This window comes from Salipiger sp. H15, assembly GCF_040409955.1.
In the GTDB taxonomy this organism is placed as follows: domain Bacteria; phylum Pseudomonadota; class Alphaproteobacteria; order Rhodobacterales; family Rhodobacteraceae; genus Salipiger.
Window position 1 is genome coordinate 2,710,461 of record NZ_CP123384.1, and the last position, 16,767, is coordinate 2,727,227.

17 protein-coding genes are annotated in these 16,767 nt (G+C 67.2%); 4 read left to right on the forward strand and 13 right to left on the reverse strand.

The window, feature by feature from the left end; translation table 11 throughout:
* Nucleotides 1-2: 2 nt before the first annotated feature.
* Nucleotides 3-764, forward strand: a complete 762-nt coding sequence (locus PVT71_RS13115; protein WP_353472232.1) for a LuxR family transcriptional regulator — start codon at nucleotides 3-5, stop codon at nucleotides 762-764.
* A 642-nt stretch (nucleotides 765-1,406) separates the two neighbouring features.
* Here the strand turns inward: PVT71_RS13115 and tsf are convergent.
* The 8 genes from tsf to PVT71_RS13155 form a co-directional block, all read right to left on the reverse strand.
* Nucleotides 1,407-2,282, reverse strand: coding sequence for a translation elongation factor Ts (gene tsf / locus PVT71_RS13120; RefSeq protein WP_353472233.1), 876 nt, complete (start codon nucleotides 2,280-2,282; stop codon nucleotides 1,407-1,409).
* A 177-nt stretch (nucleotides 2,283-2,459) separates the two neighbouring features.
* A complete protein-coding gene (rpsB, locus tag PVT71_RS13125; protein ID WP_353472234.1) occupies nucleotides 2,460-3,230 on the reverse strand; it encodes a 30S ribosomal protein S2 in 771 nt (256 codons plus the stop codon).
* 299 nt (nucleotides 3,231-3,529) lie between these two features.
* Nucleotides 3,530-4,219, reverse strand: coding sequence for a phosphate regulon transcriptional regulator PhoB (gene phoB / locus PVT71_RS13130; protein WP_353472235.1), 690 nt, complete (start codon nucleotides 4,217-4,219; stop codon nucleotides 3,530-3,532).
* Between the two features lie 4 nt (nucleotides 4,220-4,223).
* Nucleotides 4,224-4,961 carry a phosphate signaling complex protein PhoU gene (gene phoU / locus PVT71_RS13135; RefSeq protein ID WP_353472236.1) on the reverse strand — a complete coding sequence of 246 codons (738 nt, stop codon included), beginning with the start codon at nucleotides 4,959-4,961 and terminating at the stop codon, nucleotides 4,224-4,226.
* A gap of 3 nt (nucleotides 4,962-4,964) precedes the next feature.
* Entirely contained in the window at nucleotides 4,965-5,762 is a 798-nt protein-coding gene (gene pstB / locus PVT71_RS13140; RefSeq protein ID WP_194133163.1) for a phosphate ABC transporter ATP-binding protein PstB, read from the reverse strand.
* Between the two features lie 18 nt (nucleotides 5,763-5,780).
* Nucleotides 5,781-7,133 carry a phosphate ABC transporter permease PstA gene (gene pstA / locus PVT71_RS13145; RefSeq protein WP_353472237.1) on the reverse strand — a complete coding sequence of 451 codons (1,353 nt, stop codon included), beginning with the start codon at nucleotides 7,131-7,133 and terminating at the stop codon, nucleotides 5,781-5,783.
* The gene (gene pstC / locus PVT71_RS13150; protein ID WP_353472238.1) at nucleotides 7,133-8,596 is read right to left on the reverse strand and encodes a phosphate ABC transporter permease subunit PstC; all 1,464 of its coding nucleotides are present in this window, start codon (nucleotides 8,594-8,596) and stop codon (nucleotides 7,133-7,135) included. Before pstC ends, pstA begins: the two co-directional genes overlap by 1 nt.
* 91 nt (nucleotides 8,597-8,687) lie before the next feature.
* The gene (locus PVT71_RS13155; RefSeq protein WP_353472239.1) at nucleotides 8,688-9,728 is read right to left on the reverse strand and encodes a substrate-binding domain-containing protein; all 1,041 of its coding nucleotides are present in this window, start codon (nucleotides 9,726-9,728) and stop codon (nucleotides 8,688-8,690) included.
* A 237-nt stretch (nucleotides 9,729-9,965) separates the two neighbouring features.
* Here PVT71_RS13155 and PVT71_RS13160 point away from each other — a divergent pair, with 237 nt between their 5' ends.
* A complete protein-coding gene (locus PVT71_RS13160) occupies nucleotides 9,966-10,652 on the forward strand; it encodes a hypothetical protein (RefSeq protein WP_353472240.1) in 687 nt (228 codons plus the stop codon).
* Here PVT71_RS13160 and PVT71_RS13165 read toward each other — a convergent pair.
* Entirely contained in the window at nucleotides 10,649-11,713 is a 1,065-nt protein-coding gene (locus PVT71_RS13165) for an ATP-binding protein (protein WP_353472241.1), read from the reverse strand. The genes PVT71_RS13160 and PVT71_RS13165 overlap by 4 nt on opposite strands.
* On the reverse strand, nucleotides 11,710-12,894 hold the full coding sequence (locus tag PVT71_RS13170) for an aminotransferase class I/II-fold pyridoxal phosphate-dependent enzyme (RefSeq protein WP_353472242.1): 1,185 nt from the start codon (nucleotides 12,892-12,894) through the stop codon (nucleotides 11,710-11,712). Before PVT71_RS13170 ends, PVT71_RS13165 begins: the two co-directional genes overlap by 4 nt.
* Before the next feature lie 314 nt (nucleotides 12,895-13,208).
* Between PVT71_RS13170 and PVT71_RS13175 the strand changes: the two genes are divergently transcribed.
* Nucleotides 13,209-13,718, forward strand: a complete 510-nt coding sequence (locus PVT71_RS13175) for a hypothetical protein (RefSeq protein ID WP_353472243.1) — start codon at nucleotides 13,209-13,211, stop codon at nucleotides 13,716-13,718.
* 18 nt (nucleotides 13,719-13,736) lie between these two features.
* Here the strand turns inward: PVT71_RS13175 and PVT71_RS13180 are convergent, their stop codons facing one another.
* Genes PVT71_RS13180 through PVT71_RS13190 form a run of 3 tightly spaced genes read right to left on the reverse strand, consistent with a single transcriptional unit; the run spans nucleotide 13,737 to nucleotide 15,797 of the window.
* On the reverse strand, nucleotides 13,737-14,258 hold the full coding sequence (locus tag PVT71_RS13180) for a gamma carbonic anhydrase family protein (RefSeq protein WP_353472244.1): 522 nt from the start codon (nucleotides 14,256-14,258) through the stop codon (nucleotides 13,737-13,739).
* On the reverse strand, nucleotides 14,255-14,899 hold the full coding sequence (gmk, locus tag PVT71_RS13185) for a guanylate kinase (RefSeq protein WP_353472245.1): 645 nt from the start codon (nucleotides 14,897-14,899) through the stop codon (nucleotides 14,255-14,257). Before gmk ends, PVT71_RS13180 begins: the two co-directional genes overlap by 4 nt.
* Nucleotides 14,900-14,906: 7 nt before the next feature.
* The gene (locus PVT71_RS13190) at nucleotides 14,907-15,797 is read right to left on the reverse strand and encodes a YicC/YloC family endoribonuclease (RefSeq protein WP_353472246.1); all 891 of its coding nucleotides are present in this window, start codon (nucleotides 15,795-15,797) and stop codon (nucleotides 14,907-14,909) included.
* Between the two features lie 230 nt (nucleotides 15,798-16,027).
* Between PVT71_RS13190 and PVT71_RS13195 the strand changes: the two genes are divergently transcribed.
* On the forward strand, nucleotides 16,028-16,744 hold the full coding sequence (locus PVT71_RS13195; protein WP_353472247.1) for a PAS domain-containing protein: 717 nt from the start codon (nucleotides 16,028-16,030) through the stop codon (nucleotides 16,742-16,744).
* Nucleotides 16,745-16,767: the final 23 nt, after the last annotated feature.

The window sequence follows — 16,767 nt, forward strand, 5'->3', positions numbered from 1 at the left end:
AGATGACCCCGGACGATCGGGCCCATCTCCTCGCGCTGACCAACGCCGAAAGCATCGAGACCGCCTGGTCGATGCACGTGGCGCGGATGGCCGGGTACGGGTTCGATCGTCTTCTCTACGGGTTCACCCGCTACCGCACGCCCACCTCGCTGGGCGATCCCAACGACTTTCTCGTGCTGACCAACCACCGCCCCGCCTACACGCGCGAGTTCATCGGCAAGGGGCTCTACCGTCATTCGCCGATGGTTCACTGGGCGCTGGAAAATGACGGCCCGCGGTCCTGGGGCGTGACCGCCGCGGCGCTCGCGCGCGGCGAGCTGTCGAGCGAGGCGCGCCGGGTCGTGGCCTTCAACGCCTCGCAGCAGGTCACCGCCGGCTACACCATCGGCTTCAAGTCGCTCTCGCGCCGCGCCAAGGGTGCCATCGCGCTGACCGCCCGTCCGGGCATGGGCCAGGACGAGGTCGAGCGGATCTGGGCGCGCGACGGCGAGACCATCCTGCTGTGCAACAACGTGCTGCACCTGCGCGTGCTCACCCTGCCCTACATCCCTCCGGACCAGTCCCTGACGCCCCGCCAGCGTGAAGCCCTGGAATGGGTGGGTGACGGCAAGACCATGCAGGACATTGCGCAGATCATGGGGCTCACGCAGGCGACCGTGGAAAAGCACCTGCGTCGCGCCAGGGACACACTCAACGTGGAAACAACCGCGCAAGCTGTCGCAAAGGCGACATTTCTTAATCAAATGTTCATTCTGGGTATATGAGAGTGGTTAAGTTAACTGTGGCTCGCCTTCGAATCGAATGGCGAAACAATTCGCGACCCTGACGCGGAAAGCATCGACAGATGTGGATTTACTTATTTACCGTTTCCAAATTCTGAAAGATGTGACGGAAAACTCACCGGATTTCGGTCTAAATCGAGCCTTCCACCTCACGCCCCCTTCCCCTTCCCGTTACGACGATGCACACTCAGACTGTTCCGTGAGTGGTGGCTTTGGCCATGGAACTCGAGACTGTCACCCCTCGTGATTTCGAGGCCCTGCCAGTCTCCCGGTATCAACCGGAGCTGAGCCGAACCCGGGAAATTTCCGTCCGGGAGCGGTTCGGCACACCTGTCTTGGCACTCCCGCCTCATCCCCAAATGTCTTGGGGTGCCGAGGTCAGCAGGTAGCGGAGCCGTCCTTCGGGGCGGCTCCGTCGCGTTTGGCGCCCCTGTCCGCATTCGGTCACATTTATCAGCCGTGCCTGCCTGCGGTCACATTTGCCGCCTGCAAAATGACCGGCGCCCCCTGCCCTTCACGACGGGACTTCCAGCTCCGGCCAGAGACGGGCGCGCTTTTCACCGCCCGAAAAGAGAAAGGGGCACCCGAAGGCGCCCCCATCCCGATCACGTTGCGAAAGGGCGATCAGCCCTGAGCGGCCTTGGCCACCTCTGCAGCGAAATCCTCTTCCACCTTCTCGATGCCTTCGCCGACCTGCAGGCGGACGAAACCGGTGATGGTGGCGCCGGCCTCTTTCGCGGCCTGCTCGACGGTCACGTCGGGGTTCACGACGAAGGGCTGGCCCAGCAGGGTCACTTCGGCGAGGAACTTGTTCATGCGGCCGACGATCATCTTCTCGATCACGGCGTCCGGCTTGCCGGATTCACGCGCGATGTCGATCTGCACCTGACGCTCTTTCTCGACGATCGCCGGGTCGAGCTCGGCTTCGTTCAGCGAGGCCGGGTTCGAGGCTGCGATGTGCATCGCGACCTGCTTGCCGAACTCGTCGCTGCCGCCGGTCATGGCAACCAGCACGCCGATCTGGCCGAGGCCAGCCGATGCCGCGTTGTGCACGTAGGTCGAGACGACTTCGCCTTCGATCTTGGCCATGCGACGCAGGGTCATGTTCTCGCCGATCTTGGCGATCTTGTCGGTGATGACTTCCGAGACCTTCTTGCCTTCGACGGTCGCGTCGTTCAGCGCCTCGACGGTGTCGACACCCACGGCGGCGCCGGCGATGTCGCTCACCATTGCCTGGAACTCGGCGTTCTTGGCAACGAAGTCGGTCTCTGCGTTCACCTCGACGGCGACGCCGACGCCACCTTCGACGCGAACGGCCACGAGGCCCTCAGCGGCGGTACGGCCCGACTTCTTGGCAGCTTTCGCGAGGCCCTTGGTGCGCAGCCAGTCGATGGCGGCTTCCATGTCACCGTCGGTCTCGGTCAGCGCCTTCTTGGCATCCATCATGCCTGCGCCGGTCATCTCGCGCAGTTCTTTCACCTGTGCAGCAGTGATCGCCATCTCGGCTCTCCTCATCTCAAATGCGGTGGGGCGGCCCTGCCCCGGGCCACCCGCTCCTGTCATGAATACGTGACGCTTTCGCGACAATGCACGTCTGGGCGCGATGGCGCCGGTGCAGTCCCTGCCGCAAGAGCGACGTCTGCGCCCGCCCCGCGATGCGCGGCGGGCGCGATCGGCTTACTTGCCGAGGTTTGCTTCGGCGAGCAGCTCTTCTGCCGGCGCGTCTTCGAGGGCACCGAGGTCGACGCCTGCGGCTTCCATCTGGCCGGTCATGCCGTCCAGGGCAGCGCGTGCGACGAGGTCGCAGTAGAGCGAGATGGCGCGTGCCGCGTCATCGTTGCCGGGGATGATGTAGTCCACGCCTTCGGGCGAGCAGTTGGTGTCGACGATGGCGACAACCGGGATGCCCAGCTTGTTGGCTTCTGCAACGGCCAGCGACTCTTTCTTGACGTCGATGACGAAGAGCATGTCGGGCAGGCCGCCCATTTCGCGGATGCCGCCGAGCGAAGCCTGAAGCTTCGTCTGGTCACGCTCCATGCCGAGGCGCTCTTTCTTGGTGAGGCCTTCGGCACCACCGTCCATGCGCTCGTCGATGGTCTTCAGGCGCTGGATCGACTGCGAAACGGTCTGCCAGTTGGTGAGCGTGCCGCCCAGCCAGCGGTGGTTCATGTAGAACTGTGCGCACTTCTCGGCCGCTTCGGCGATCGGCTGCTGCGCCTGGCGCTTGGTGCCGACGAAGAGCACCGAGCCGCCCTTGGCAACGGTGTCACGGATGGCCTTGAGGGCAGCGTCCAGCATCGGGACGGTCTGCGTCAGGTCCATGATGTGGATGCCGTTGCGCGCACCGTAGATGAACTCGCCCATGCGGGGGTTCCAACGCTGCGTCTGGTGGCCGAAGTGCACGCCTGCTTCAAGCAGCTGGCGCATGGTGAACTCGGGGAGAGCCATGTCCGTTATCCTTTCCGGTTTCATAAATCCTCAGCGGGGGTTCATCCCTTTTGGGACAACCGGTGGACGCCCGGGGATGTCTCCCCCGGAGTGCCCGACCCCGCCTGCGGCGTTCTCGTGGCCGCGCCTATATGCCGTTTCGGGCAGCGGCGCAAGGGCCGAGAGGCGTTTTTGCCCGAAGAGCCCCGGTTTCGCGCCTGCCGGGCCGTCCGCCGCCGGGCTACCCCGCCCGGGCGCGCGGCGCAAACGCAAAAGGCGCGGCCCCGATGGCCGCGCCCTTTCGTGTTCCCCGGGCCCTCTCAGCCGAGCGCGTAACCCGCGCCGCGCACGGTGCGCAGCGGGTCCTCGCCGCCATGCGTGCCAAGCGCCTTGCGCAGCCGGCCGATATGCACGTCGACGGTGCGGGTGTCGACGTAGATGTCGCGCCCCCAGACCCGGTCGAGCAGCTGCTCGCGCGACCAGACGCGGCCGGGCTTTTCCATGAAGGTCGAAAGCAGCCGGAACTCGGTCGGACCCAGCTTCAGCTCGTGGCCGCCACGGGTCACGCGGTGGGTCTCGGCGTCGAGCACGATGTCCTCGAACTCGAGCCGCAGCCCGGCGGCGGCGGGACGGGCGCGGCGCAGCTGCGCCTTCACCCGTGCCATCAGCTCGCGCAGCGAATAGGGTTTCACCACGTAGTCATCCGCCCCGGTGTCGAGCCCGCGGATGCGGTCCACCTCTTCGGAGCGGGCCGAGAGCATGATGACCGGCAGCCCGCGCGTCTCGGAGCGGGTCTTGATCTGCCGGCACACCTCGATGCCCGAGAGGTTCGGCAGCATCCAGTCGAGCACCACCACGTCGGGGTTCTCTTCCTCGAGCAGCACCAGCGCCTCCTCGCCGTTGCCGGCGGCGGCGACGCGGAAGCCCTCGGCCTCGAGGTTGTAGCGCAGCACTTCGCGTTGCGCCGGTTCGTCCTCGACGACCAGGACGGTCGGTTGATCCGCGGCCATGGGCTTACCTCAGCTCCGCGCCGGAGCTGAGCGACGGGTCGGTGGAGGTCCGGTCTTCCTTGATCCGGTCGTCCTTCGGCATCTGCCCCGTGGCGAGGAAGATCACCTGCTCGGCGATGGCGGTCACGTGGTCACCCATGCGCTCGACGTTCTTGGCGATGAAGTGCAGGTGCATGCACGAGGTGATGTTGCGCGGATCCTCGAGCATGAAGGTCAGGAACTCGCGGAAGAGCGTGTTGTACATCTGGTCGACGTCGCGGTCGCGCTCGATCACGTCCTGCGCCAGCGCCTGGTCGCGGCGGATATAGGCGTCGAGCGCGTCCTTGAGCATGTGCTCGACGTCGCGCGCCATGCGCCGGAGCGCCGCGGCCGAGCCGTCGATCGGCGCCAGCTGCGACAGCACCGCGGTGCGCTTGGCCATGTTCTTCGACAGATCGCCGATGCGCTCGAGGTTCGAGGCCATGCGCATCACCGAGAGCACCACGCGCAGGTCGCGCGCGGTGGGCGCGCGCAGGGCGATGACCCGCGCAGCTTCCTCGTTCAGCAGCTCTTCCAGCGCGTCGATCGCCTTGTCACCGGCGCGCACCTTGTCGGCCAGTTCCTCGTCGCGGGTCTCGAGCGAGAGCGCCGCGTCGCGGATCGCCACCTCGACCAGCCCGCCCATCTTGAGGATCTGCGCCTGGATCGCCTCGAGATCGCGATCGAAGGCCGAGGCGATGTGTTTCTTCAGCTCGTCGGTCATGACTTATCCGATCCGTCCGGTGATGTAGGATTCCGTGCGCGGGTCCACGGGGTTGGTGAAGATCTGGCTGGTGTCACCGTATTCCACAAGGTTGCCGAGGTGGAAAAACGCGGTCTTCTGGCTGACGCGGGCCGCCTGCTGCATCGAGTGGGTCACGATCACCACCGAGTAGTTCTCGCGCAGCTCGTCGATCAGTTCCTCGACCTGCGACGTGGCGATCGGGTCGAGCGCCGAGCAGGGCTCGTCCATCAGCAGCACCTCGGGCTCGGTGGCGACGGCGCGGGCGATGCAGAGACGCTGCTGCTGGCCGCCGGAAAGCCCGGTGCCCGGCGAGTCGAGCCGGTCCTTCACCTCGTTCCAGATCGCACCGCGACGCAGCGCCTTCTCGACAATCTCGTCGAGCTCGGCCTTGTTGCGGGCAAGCCCGTGGATGCGCGGCCCGTAGGCGACGTTGTCGTAGATCGACTTGGGGAACGGGTTCGGCTTCTGGAACACCATGCCGACCTTGGCGCGCAACTGCACCGGGTCGACGCGCTTGTCGTAGATATCCTCGCCGTCGAGCTCGATGAGCCCTTCGACGCGGCAGATGTCGATCGTGTCGTTCATCCGGTTCAGCGTGCGCAGGAAGGTGGACTTGCCGCAGCCCGACGGGCCGATGAAGGCGGTCACGGTCTTGTCGAGGATCTCGACGTTGACGTCCTTGATGGCGTGGGTGTCGCCGTAATAGACTTGCACGTCACGGGCGGAGATCTTGCTTGCGTTGGTGTCCACTTCGGTCTTCCTCAATGGCGAGTCGTACATCTTGAGTCTCCTTATACCTTACCAGCGGCGCTCGAATTTGCGGCGCAGCAGGATGGCGAGCAGGTTCATCGCCAGCAGGAAGAGCAGGAGCACGATGATCCCGCCCCAGGCGCGTTCGTAATAGGCGGGGTCCGCCCGCTTGGCCCATTCGTAGATCTGCGCGGGCATCGCCGAGTTCGGCGACAGGAAGCCCGAGAAGACCCCTTCGGGATAGTTGGTCGCGATATAGCCCACCATGCCGATCAGCAGCAGCGGCGCGGTCTCGCCGAGCGCCTGCGCCAGGCCGATGATCGTGCCGGTCAGGATGCCGGGCATGGCCAGCGGCAGCACGTGGTGGAAGGTCGCCTGCATCTTCGAGGCGCCCACCCCCAGCGCGGCGTCGCGGATCGACGGCGGCACCGCCTTGAGCGCGGCGCGGGTCGAGATCACGATGGTCGGCAGGGTCATCAGCGTGAGCGTGAGGCCCCCGACCAGCGGCGCCGACTGCGGCAGGTGCGCGAACTGGATGAAAGCGGCAAGGCCAAGGATGCCGAAGACGATCGACGGCACCGCGGCGAGGTTCGAGATGTTCACCTCGATGAAGTCGGTGAAGCGGTTCGTCGGCGCGAATTCCTCGAGGTAGATCGAGGCGGCGACGCCGATCGGCAGCGCCAGCACCAGCACGGTGATCATCATGAAGAGCGAGCCCAGCATCGACACGCCGAGCCCGGCCTGCTCGGCGCGGCTTTCCGAGGCGTCGGAACCGGTCACGAAGTCCCAGTTGAAACCCTTGTGCACGACACCCTGCGCGTGCAGCGCGTCGACGAGGTCGAGGTGCCCGGCCGAGATGTTCTTGTCCTCGGCGATGCTCTCGCGGCTGACGCGGCCCTTGAGGTAGCCGTCGACCCGGCTCGAGGCGAGGATGCGGAACTCCACGGTCTCGCCGAGGCGGTCAGGGTTGGCCAGCACCCAGTCGCGCACCTTGGCGGCGGCCGAGGCCGAGATCATCTGCTTGACGTCGCCGGCCTTCTCGAAGGGGGTCTCGGCGCCGGAATCCACGACGACCTTCCACAGCGAGTTCTCGATCAGCGGGCCATAGCCGAAGGTCGAGACCTTGGCCATCTCGGCCGGGTCGCGGTTGCCGTTCTTGTCGAGCTTGGCCTCGTCCAGGTAGACCGGCACGTCGATGAAGGTCTGCTGGAAGGCGCCGACACCGTTGCTGATGATCGCGGTCAGCAGCACCACGAGGAAGAACACCCCTGCCCCGATGGCGGCAAGCCCGTAGAGGCGGAAGCGTTTCTCGGCGGCGTTGCGTTTCCGGGTCCGGGGGTCGGCGGTCATGAGACCATGGCGGGCCGGAACGGCCGCGCCGGAATGGGTCGCGTCGGTCATCAGTCGTACTGCTCCCGGTATTTGCGCACGATGTACAGTGCGAAGACATTGAGCCCGAGGGTCATGACAAAGAGCGTCATGCCGAGGGCGAAGGCCACCAGCGCCTCGGGCGAGGCGAAGTCCGCGTCGCCGGTCAGCTGGCTGACGATCTTGGCGGTGACGGTGGTCATGGCGTCGAAGGGGTTGAGCGAGAGCCGTGCGGCGGCCCCCGCCCCCATCACCACGATCATCGTCTCGCCGATGGCGCGCGAGGCGGCGAGCAGGATGGCGCCCACGATGCCCGGCAGGGCGGCGGGCAGGATCACCTGCTTGATGGTCTCGGACTTGGTCGCGCCAAGCCCGTAGGAGCCGTCACGCAGCGATTGCGGCACGGCGTTGATGATGTCGTCCGACAGCGAGCTGACGAAGGGGATCAGCATGATCCCCATGACAAGGCCCGCGGTCATCACGGCGGTGCCCGCCTGCATCCAGTTCAGCCCGTCGCGGCCGAAGACCGACAGCAGCAGCGGGCCGACCGTCAGCAGCGCGAAGAGGCCGTAGACGATGGTCGGGATGCCGGCCAGCAGCTCGAGCGCGGGCTTGGCCAGGGCGCGGAACTTCGGCCCGGCGTATTCCGACAGGTAGACGGCGGCAAAGAGCCCGATCGGCACCGACACCAGCAGCGCGATGACCGAGATGTAGAGCGTGCCCCAGAGCAGCGGCCAGATGCCGAGCTGCGAGCCGCCGCCGAAGCTGGGCGACCAGGTGAAGGAGCCGAAGAATTCCGAGGCCGGGTAGATGCGGAAGAACTCGATCGTGTTGAAGACCAGCGACAGCACGATGCCGATGGTGGTCAGGATGGCGATCGAGGCGGCGCCGACGAGGATCATGCGGATGCCGTGCTCGACGGCGTTGCGGGCGCGGAAGTCGGGTTTCGTCTGCGCCAGCGCCAGCGCGCCGCCGCCAAGGGCGAGGCCCAGCACGACGAGGCTGCGCAGCAGGTTGCCTGTGGCGTTCGAGCCGCGGTAGCTCTGCGCCGCGGCCAGCACCTCGGGGGTGATCTCGGTGCCGACGGCGACACCTGCCGAGCCGAGCGTGGCGCGGATGTCCGAGCCGCCGACGGTCAGCGTCGCGGCGTCGCCCGAGGTCAGCAGCCCCTGCTCGACCGCGAGATCGAGCCCGTCGGCGACGCGGCGCACGTCGGACATCACGAGGCCCAGCGTCGAGCCCTCGGGGATCGCGGCCTCGGAGAGCAGGCTCGTGGCCTTGGTGTTCACGATGAAGGGTTGCGCGACCAGCCAGACGATCAGCGCGAGGAAGGCCGGCGCCATCACCTTCATGGCGACGTTCCAGCCGTAGTAGCTTGGCAGCGAGTGCAATGCGCGGCGGTCGTCTCCGGCGCCGGAGATGGCGCGCATCCGCCCCGCGACGAAGCCGAGGACGGCCAGCGCGAGAACGATCAGGATCAGCCAAAGAACAGGCATCGGGCCCCCAGATTGGTCCGGTGATCACTCACCAAAAAGGAAAACGGAGGGCAGCACGCGGCCGCCCTCCGGATGTCGGACAGGTGTCCGATTACATGCTGTCGCCCATGGTCACTTCGTCGGCGACCTTGGCTTGGGTGTCGGCCAGCTCGGGGTCCGAGACGAGGCCGTAGTTGGCGAGCGGGCCGTCCGGGCCGGCGATCTCGTCCGAGACGAAGAACTCGGCGTATTCCTTCAGGCCGGGGATGACGCCGATGTGGGCCTTCTTGATGTAGAAGAACAGCGGACGCGACACCGGGTAGTCGCCCGAGGCGATGGTCTCGGTCGAGGGCGCGATGCCCGACATGGTCGCGACCTTCAGCTTGTCGGTGTTGTTCTCGTAGAAGGCGAGGCCGAAGACGCCGACGCCGTCCGAGTTGCTGTCGATGCGGGCGAGGGTCTCGGTGTAGTCGCCGTCGATGTCGACCGACTTGCCGTCGGTGCGGACCGAGATGCAGGCGGCCTTGGCGTCGTCCTCGGACATGCCCGAGGCGACCATGGCTTCCAGCGCGCCGGTGGCTTCACAGCCGGCCGCGAGGACCTTCTCCTCGAAGACTTCGCGGGTGCCGTGCTTGGTGCCCGGGATGAAGGCCGCGATCTCGACGTCGGGCAGTTCGGCGTTGAAGTCCGACCACTTGGTGTAGGGGTTGTCGACCACTGCACCGTCCTTCACGACCTTGGCGGCCAGCGCGTTGAACCAGTCGGCCGGCTCGAATGCGGTGAACTCGGGGCCGGTCTTCTGCGAGGCGAAGACGATGCCGTCATAGCCGATGCGCACTTCGATGATGTCGGTCACGCCGGCGTCGGCGCAGGCCTTGATCTCTTTGTCCTTGATCGCGCGGGAGGCGTTCGCGATGTCGATGGTGTTCTCGCCGACGCCTTCGCAGAAGCGCTTGAGGCCGGCCGAGGAGCCGCCCGATTCCACGACGGGGGTCGGGAAATCGAAGTTCTCGCCGAAGGCTTCGGCGACGATCGAGGCGTAGGGCAGCACGGTCGACGAGCCGGCAACCTGCACGTTGTCACGGGCGGCAGCTGCGGAGGCCGACACGGCGGCAAGCGCGAGTGCGGAAACGGCGAGTTTCACGGATTGCATAGGAATGCTCCTGTTTGGTCAGAACAAGCCCCCCGGTCGGGGACCTCGAAGCGCTGCCTAGGCGCGATGAGCAATGCTTTTGTGACATCTACGTAACAGTTTCATGACACCGCCCCATAAGCCTCATTTCAAGCACCGAAGTGCTACTCTTTAATGCGAAATGGATCCGCGCCGCTCTACCGCAGGCGCGGCCAAAGACCGGGCCCGGCGTCTTCGACCGGCGAGGAAACGACAGATATGCCGCTGACACAAAAGGATTTTCTAAGGGACGCCGGAGAGCGGTCGGTGATCTGGGTGGACCCGGCGGCCGTCGACATGACCAGCGGCAGCAAATGGCCGGTCGGAAAGCGGCGCCTGAGAAAACTCTCGCGATTCCTGCCCGGACCCGTCGTCGCGTTGGTCCGGCCGTCGGTGAAACGCCGCGAACCCTTCGTGATTCCCCGCGATGTCTTCAGCCCGCCGAGGCCGATCGCCGAGACCCCGCGCTACCACCGCGTCGCCGATTTTCTGCGGCACCGGGCGGACGTCGCGCAGAGCGCCTGGCACCGTGACCTGCTCGCCGAGCTCGCGCAGGAGGGCGTCGCCCGCCACAAGGAGGTGGAGATGCGCAGCCCGGCCGAGGTGGATGCCTTCTTCGACGGCTACGTGCTGCCGCTGATCGACAGCCTCGAGCGCGACGGCTATCGCGCCGAGGCTGAGGGCTACGCCAGCACCGCGGTGATCGGCCCCGCGGGAGAGATCATCAAGACCGGCTCGGGCAACCACCGCTTCTGCATCGCCAAGGTGCTCGGGCTGGCACGCTTTCCGCTGAAGGTCGTCGGCGCGCACGAGGATTGGGTGGCGCGCGAACTCGGCGCCGACCCCTCGACCGAAGCCGTGCTGCACGCGCTTGCCGCGCTGCCGGGCGCGGCGCCGGGGGCCTAGGCCTCCTCGCCCCGCGCCGGCCAGGCGCGCAGCGGCAGGATCACCCGGAAGGTGCTGCCCTTGCCCGGCGTGCTCTCGATCCTGAGCCGCCCGCGGTGGCGGTTGACGATGTGCTTGACGATCGCCAGCCCCAGCCCGGTGCCCCCCATCTCGCGAGAGCGGTGGCTGTCGACACGGTAGAAGCGTTCGGTCAGGCGCGGGATGTGCAGCGGATCGAAGCCGGGGCCGGTGTCGGCCACCTCGATCTCGACCCCCTCGGCGCGCAGCCGCGGCTGGTAGGCGGGCGCGCTGAGGCGCAAAGTCACCGTCGCGCCGCGGCCCGAGTATTTCACCGCGTTCATCACGAGGTTCACCACCACCTGCCGCAGCTGGTCCGAATCCCCCGCCACCTCGAGCGCCGTCTCGGGCAGTTCGGGGATGAGCGTCACGCCCGCCTCGTCCGCCACCGGCGCGAGCCCGTTCAGCACCGAACGCAGCAGCTCTGGCAGGTTCACCAGCTCGGTCGGGCGCACGCGCTCCTCGGCCTCGAGCCGGCTCAGCGACAGCAGGTCACCGACAAGGCGCTCCATGCGCTCGGCCTCGCCGCCCATGATCTCGAGGAACCGGTCGCGCGCCGCCGCGTCCTCGCGCGCCGGGCCGCGCAGCGTCTCGATGAAGCCCATGAGCGCGGTGAGCGGCGTGCGCAGTTCGTGGCTGACGTTGGCGACGAAGTCGCGGCGCATCTGCCCCGCCTGCTCCATCTGCGTCACGTCCGCGAAGGTCAGCAGCACCCCCGGCCCGCGGTCGAGCGCCACCGCGCGGCAGGCCACGTCGAAGGTGGTGTCCTGCCGCCCGTCCGAGGTCAGGTAGCGCGTCTTGCGCGCCGCGCCGTCGCGCAGCGTGCCCTCGATCGCGTCGAGCAGCGCCGGCTGGCGCAGCACGGTGATGAAATGCCGCTCCTCGAGCCCGTCGCCGAGCAGCGCCGCCGCCTCGGCATTGGCGGCGTCGATCCGTTCGTCCCAGCGGATCAGCAGCGCCGGCAGCGGCATCGCGGCGATGAGATCGCGCGCTTCGGCCCTCATCGCAGCGCTTCCGCGGCCCGCAGACCGTCCGCGAAGACCTCGAGCAGCGCCTCAGGATCCTCGAGCCCGACCGAGACGCGGAAGAAGCCTTCGGAGATCCCCAGCGCCGCCCGCCCCTCGGGGGTCAGCGCGCGGTGCGAGGACGAGGCCGGGTGCGAGAGCGTGGTACCGACATCGCCCAGCGTCGGGGCAAAGGCGATGCCCTTGGCGGCCTCGGCAAAGGCATTGGCCGCGGCCCGCCCGCCCTCGAGCTCGAAGCTCAGCATGTTGCCGGGGTTGCCGCGCAGCACCGATTGCGCGCGCGCGGCGTCGGGGTGGTCGGCACGGCCCGGGTAGAGCACGCGCGCGACGCCGGGCTTGCCGGTCAGGAGCTCCGACAGGCGCTGCGCGGTCTCCTGGCTCTGGCGGAAGCGCAGCGGGAAGGTCATCAGCCCGCGCTCGGCCAGCCAGCAGTCGAAGGGGCTCGCAGTCAGCCCCGCGGTCACGGCAAAGACGCGGATGCGCTGGGTGACCTCGGGATCCTTGGCGGCGACCCAGCCCAGCGTCACGTCGGCATGGCCGGCGAGCAGCTTGGTGACCGAGTGGATCACGATGTCGGCGCCGCGCTCGACCGGCCGGATCGCGGCGGGCGTGGTGAAGGTGTTGTCCACCGCCAGCAGCACGCCCTTCTCGCGGCAGAGCGCGGCGATGCCGTCGAGATCGGCGATGCGCAGCGTCGGGTTGGACACCAGCTCGATCAGCACCAGCTTCGTCTCGGGGCGGAAGCCGGCGGCGAAGGCCTCGACATTGGTGGGATCGGCGAAGGAGCTCGCGATGCCCATGCGCGGCAGGTCGTCGGACATCATCCGCAGCGAGCGGCCGTAAAGCTGGTCCGCGCCCAGCACGTGGTCCCCGGCCCGCAGCAGCCCCAGCAGCACGGCGGCGACCGAGGCCATGCCCGAGCCCATGACCATGCCGCCGCTCATCCCCTCGAGCGCGTCGATGCGCTGCGCCAGCACGTCGGCGTTGGGATGCCCCTCGCGCGCATAGGTGTAGCCGGAGGTGACGCCGTTGTACTGGTCGTCGAGCGCATCCGGGCTGTCCGAGGCGTAGACCACCGCCGGCATGATCGGCGTGACGAGCGCCGACGAGACCGAGCTGGGAACGGGAACCGGGCGGATGAGGGTCTTTCGGGTGTCCATGCGGCCTCCATATTTCGGCCACAGGCTTTGCACAGCGCCCCCTACAGGACAAGAGCGAGATTGTCGGCGGGATTCCGCGCAACCCGGCGGCTCGACAAACATGCGGGATTTGCATGTTTTTCAGACACAAAGCCTCCAGCCACCCACCGTATTCAGCAACAATGACAGGCAATCGGCAGGATTGTTCACTGTCGTCAGATTTACACTCGCGTAAGGAGAACTTTGCAATAATTAAGGTTGCGTTTGGCCCAAATCTTAACACATCCTAAAGAGGTAGGTGGGGGCACCTACAACCCACAGGAGCGTCGATAGAGATGCAGAATGATCCTCTCGATGTACGCTGTAGTGAGTGCGGCAAGGCTGCCCAGTTCTTCGAGCCTTTCCGGTTTACCTGTGTCGTACGGCTCCCTGAAGTGCCGGAGAACTCCCACGTCTGGGGCCGTGTTGTCGTAGAAGAACTCTTTCCCGAGCAATTCCGCTGGGAACAACCCGAGTGCGAAAAGCCGAAATTCCTGCAACCGGGCGAGACCGGCGATGGGTATCGGCTGAACGAGCGCGGGATGGTCTGGTGCAAGGCCTGCAAGACCTTCGAGGCCGCCACGATCTCCTGGCCGGAAGACGCCTTCTGGAAGCTGAACGTCAAGGGTCACGAGTTGGTCGCGCGCAACCGCGAACATGCCGAGCAGATCCTCGGCTTCCTGCAGGAAACGCAGCGCGCACCGAACCGCAAGCCGGCCCTGCGCGGCATTCCGACGGCCCTGCTCACGCGGCGGCTTCAGCAGGAAGTCAGCAGCAGGCTGGAACACGCGCTGGCCACCGCCTGATCGCCAGCGCGCGATCCGTCAGATCGCCACGAGCCCGGCGCGAAAGCGTCGGGCGTTTTTCTGGTAGCCGAGCGCCGACAGGCGCAGCCCCTCGATGGCGGCCTCGTCGAGCTGGCGCACCACCTTGCCGGGCATGCCCATCACCAGCGAGCCGTCGGGGATCTCCTTGCCCTCGGCGATCAGCGCGCCCGCGCCGATCAGGCAGTTGCGGCCGATCTTCGCGCCGTTGAGGATCGTCGCCCCCATGCCCACGAGGGAGTTCTCGCCGATCGTGCAGCCGTGCAGCATCGCCTTGTGGCCGATGGTGCAGCCCGCGCCGATCACCAGCGGGTAGCCCATGTCGGTGTGGCAGACGACATTCTCCTGCACGTTCGAGCCCCGGCCGACGCGGATCTCCTCATTGTCGCCGCGCAGGGTGCAGCCGAACCAGACCGAGCTGTCCTCTTCCATGACGATCCGGCCGATGAGGTTGGCGTCGGGCGCGACCCAGGCGCTTTCGTGCAGCTCGGGCGCGATCCCGTCGAGCGTGTAGAGCGTCATGCGTCTCCCTCCTCGAATTCCGCCTGCAGCGCGCGCACATGGGTCAGCAGCCCGGGCTGCTGGGTGCGGCGCAGGCGCGTTGCGGTGATGATGCTCTTCAGCTGCGCCTCGGTCTGGTCGAGATCCTCGTTCACCAGCACGAAGTCATACGAGCCCCAGTGCGAGATCTCGTCCCAGCTCTTCTGCATGCGGCGGGCGATGACCTCGGCCCCGTCCTGGCCGCGCGCCTCGAGCCGGCGCTTCAGCTCGGCGATCGAGGGCGGCAGAAGGAAGATCGACAGCGTGTGCAGGCCCAGCTCGGAATTGGTGATCTGCTGCGCGCCCTGCCAGTCGATGTCGAAGAGCACGTCCTGCCCGTCGATGATCGCGTCGCGCACCGGCCCCTTGGGCGAGCCGTAGAAATTGCCGAAGACATGCGCGTGCTCGAGCATGTCGCCATGCGACACCGCCTTCTTGAACTCGCTCTCGGTCATGAAGTGGTAGTCCTCGCCGTCCACCTCGCCCGGGCGCGCGTCGCGGGTCGTCGCCGAGACCGAGAAGATGATCGAGGGGTCCCAGGCACGCAGCCGCTTGGCCAGGGTCGATTTGCCTGCGCCCGAGGGCGAGGAAAGGATGATCAGGAGGCCGCGCCGTCCGTTCATGTTGGTCTTACTCCACGTTCTGCACTTGCTCGCGCATCTGGTCGATGACCGTCTTGAGGGTCAGGCCGATCTGCGTCAAGGCGGCGGAGCCCGATTTCGAGCAGAGCGTGTTCGCCTCGCGGTTGAATTCCTGCATCAGGAAGTCCAGCCGGCGGCCCACCGCGCCCTCGCCGCCGAGCAGCTCGCGCGCGGCGCCGATATGGGCGGTCAGCCGGTCGAGTTCCTCGGTCACGTCCGACTTCACCGCGATCAGCGCGAGTTCCTGGGCAAGGCGCGTCTCGTCCACGCCGTGGGACTGGTCCATGACCCGCGCGATCTGGGTGCGCAGCCGGTCGGCCTGCTCGTCCCTGCGCGCCTCGACCGCCTCGCCCGCCTGCGCCACCAGCGCCTCGATCTCGGCCAGCTGCGCCGCGAGGATCTCGGCCAGCGCCGTCCCCTCGTTGCGCCGCATCTCGCAGAACTCGGCCAGCGCCTCGGAGAAGGCCGCCATCAGCTCGGCCCGCAACGGCGGGATCTCGGCGGGCGTGGCATTGGCGCTGAGCACCCCGCGCAGGGCGACGATCTGCGCCGCGCTCGACTGGGCCAGCACCAGCCCCTGCCCGGCCGCCGCGCCCTCGATCCGTGCCATGGCCGCCAGGATGCGCGCAAGCACCGCCTCGTCGAGCTCGGCCGCGACCTCCTCGCCGCCGCCCTGCACGCGGAGCGAGACCTGCACGTTGCCGCGCGCCAGCGCCTTCTGCACCTCGCCGCGCACCAGCGGCTCGAGTCCCTCGATCCAGTCCGGAAGACGGAGCCGCAATTCGAGCCCCTTGCCATTGACCCCGCGCAGTTCCCAGCCCCAGCGAAGCCCTGCCGTCTCACCGCTGCGCGACGCGAATCCGGTCATAGATTGCCGCATTTCGGCCCCTTTCAAAATCAACTCCGGGCTAAATCCCGCGCCCTCTTTTCAACGGCCTACCGTCCCGCCGCCCGACTGTCCAGCCGCAGCACTTCGCGGGCCGTTAACCGTTCAGACACAATTGAGGCGAAAACCGGTCGCATTTGAGGTAACTTCGTCTTCAATGCAAGTCAGACCGGATTTCGGGGGTTGGGCCGGGCGGCGCAGATGTTACGATTGGAGAGCGCGAAATGTTCGGATTGGGTGGCAGCGGCGATGGTGTGGTGTCGATGACGGAGCGTGACCAGGAGCGGCGCCTCGCCCCGCTCCGCCAAATCGAGGCCTATTGGCGCGGTTTGCTCGGCGAGGACGGCAAGGTTCCCCTGCGCAGCCAGATCGACCCCCGCGGCATCGAGACCGCGCTCGAGCACGCCTTTCTCGGCGAGCGCATCGCGCCGATGCTGGCCAAGCTGCGCGTCGCGGGCACACATCTCAACGAACTCATGGGCATGGACATGGCGGGGATGCCGCTCTCGACGCTGATCACCCCCGAGGACCGCGAGCAGCTTGGCGCGGCGGTCAGCAAGCTCTTCTCCGACGGTCTCGAGGTCCGGCTGCGACTGGTCGCCGAGGAAGGTTTCGGCAAGGGACGGATGACCGGCGACATGCTGCTGCTGCCGCTGCGCTCCGACCTTGGCGACATGAGCCGGATGATCGGCGCGCTGGTCACCCATGGCCGCATCGGCCGCACGCCGCGCCGGTTCCGGATCGAGAGCATCTCGATGCGCCCGCCGCTCCGCGGTGCCGGGACCGAGGCGTCGCTGCCGGTCCCGGTGAAGTCCCCGCGCCCGCTGCGCGGCCTCGCCGAAGGGGCAACGCCGTTCCGCGCCGCCCCCGCGAAGGGAACCAAGGGCGCGAAGGGCAAGCGCCCCTCCTACCTGCGCCTCGTCATCTCGAACGACGACTGAGCGCACCCCCGGACATGCAAAGG

Bases quoted from the DNA above. Each gene is read 5' to 3' on its own strand.
- PVT71_RS13115 (WP_353472232.1), top strand. From the start codon at position 3: ATGACCCCGGACGATCGGGCCCATCTCCTCGCGCTGACCAACGCCGAA.
- tsf (WP_353472233.1), bottom strand. From the start codon at position 2,282: ATGGCGATCACTGCTGCACAGGTGAAAGAACTGCGCGAGATGACCGGC.
- rpsB (WP_353472234.1), bottom strand. From the start codon at position 3,230: ATGGCTCTCCCCGAGTTCACCATGCGCCAGCTGCTTGAAGCAGGCGTG.
- phoB (WP_353472235.1), bottom strand. From the start codon at position 4,219: ATGGCCGCGGATCAACCGACCGTCCTGGTCGTCGAGGACGAACCGGCG.
- phoU (WP_353472236.1), bottom strand. From the start codon at position 4,961: ATGACCGACGAGCTGAAGAAACACATCGCCTCGGCCTTCGATCGCGAT.
- pstB (WP_194133163.1), bottom strand. From the start codon at position 5,762: ATGTACGACTCGCCATTGAGGAAGACCGAAGTGGACACCAACGCAAGC.
- pstA (WP_353472237.1), bottom strand. From the start codon at position 7,133: ATGACCGACGCGACCCATTCCGGCGCGGCCGTTCCGGCCCGCCATGGT.
- pstC (WP_353472238.1), bottom strand. From the start codon at position 8,596: ATGCCTGTTCTTTGGCTGATCCTGATCGTTCTCGCGCTGGCCGTCCTC.
- PVT71_RS13155 (WP_353472239.1), bottom strand. From the start codon at position 9,728: ATGCAATCCGTGAAACTCGCCGTTTCCGCACTCGCGCTTGCCGCCGTG.
- PVT71_RS13160 (WP_353472240.1), top strand. From the start codon at position 9,966: ATGCCGCTGACACAAAAGGATTTTCTAAGGGACGCCGGAGAGCGGTCG.
- PVT71_RS13165 (WP_353472241.1), bottom strand. From the start codon at position 11,713: ATGAGGGCCGAAGCGCGCGATCTCATCGCCGCGATGCCGCTGCCGGCG.
- PVT71_RS13170 (WP_353472242.1), bottom strand. From the start codon at position 12,894: ATGGACACCCGAAAGACCCTCATCCGCCCGGTTCCCGTTCCCAGCTCG.
- PVT71_RS13175 (WP_353472243.1), top strand. From the start codon at position 13,209: ATGCAGAATGATCCTCTCGATGTACGCTGTAGTGAGTGCGGCAAGGCT.
- PVT71_RS13180 (WP_353472244.1), bottom strand. From the start codon at position 14,258: ATGACGCTCTACACGCTCGACGGGATCGCGCCCGAGCTGCACGAAAGC.
- gmk (WP_353472245.1), bottom strand. From the start codon at position 14,899: ATGAACGGACGGCGCGGCCTCCTGATCATCCTTTCCTCGCCCTCGGGC.
- PVT71_RS13190 (WP_353472246.1), bottom strand. From the start codon at position 15,797: ATGCGGCAATCTATGACCGGATTCGCGTCGCGCAGCGGTGAGACGGCA.
- PVT71_RS13195 (WP_353472247.1), top strand. From the start codon at position 16,028: ATGTTCGGATTGGGTGGCAGCGGCGATGGTGTGGTGTCGATGACGGAG.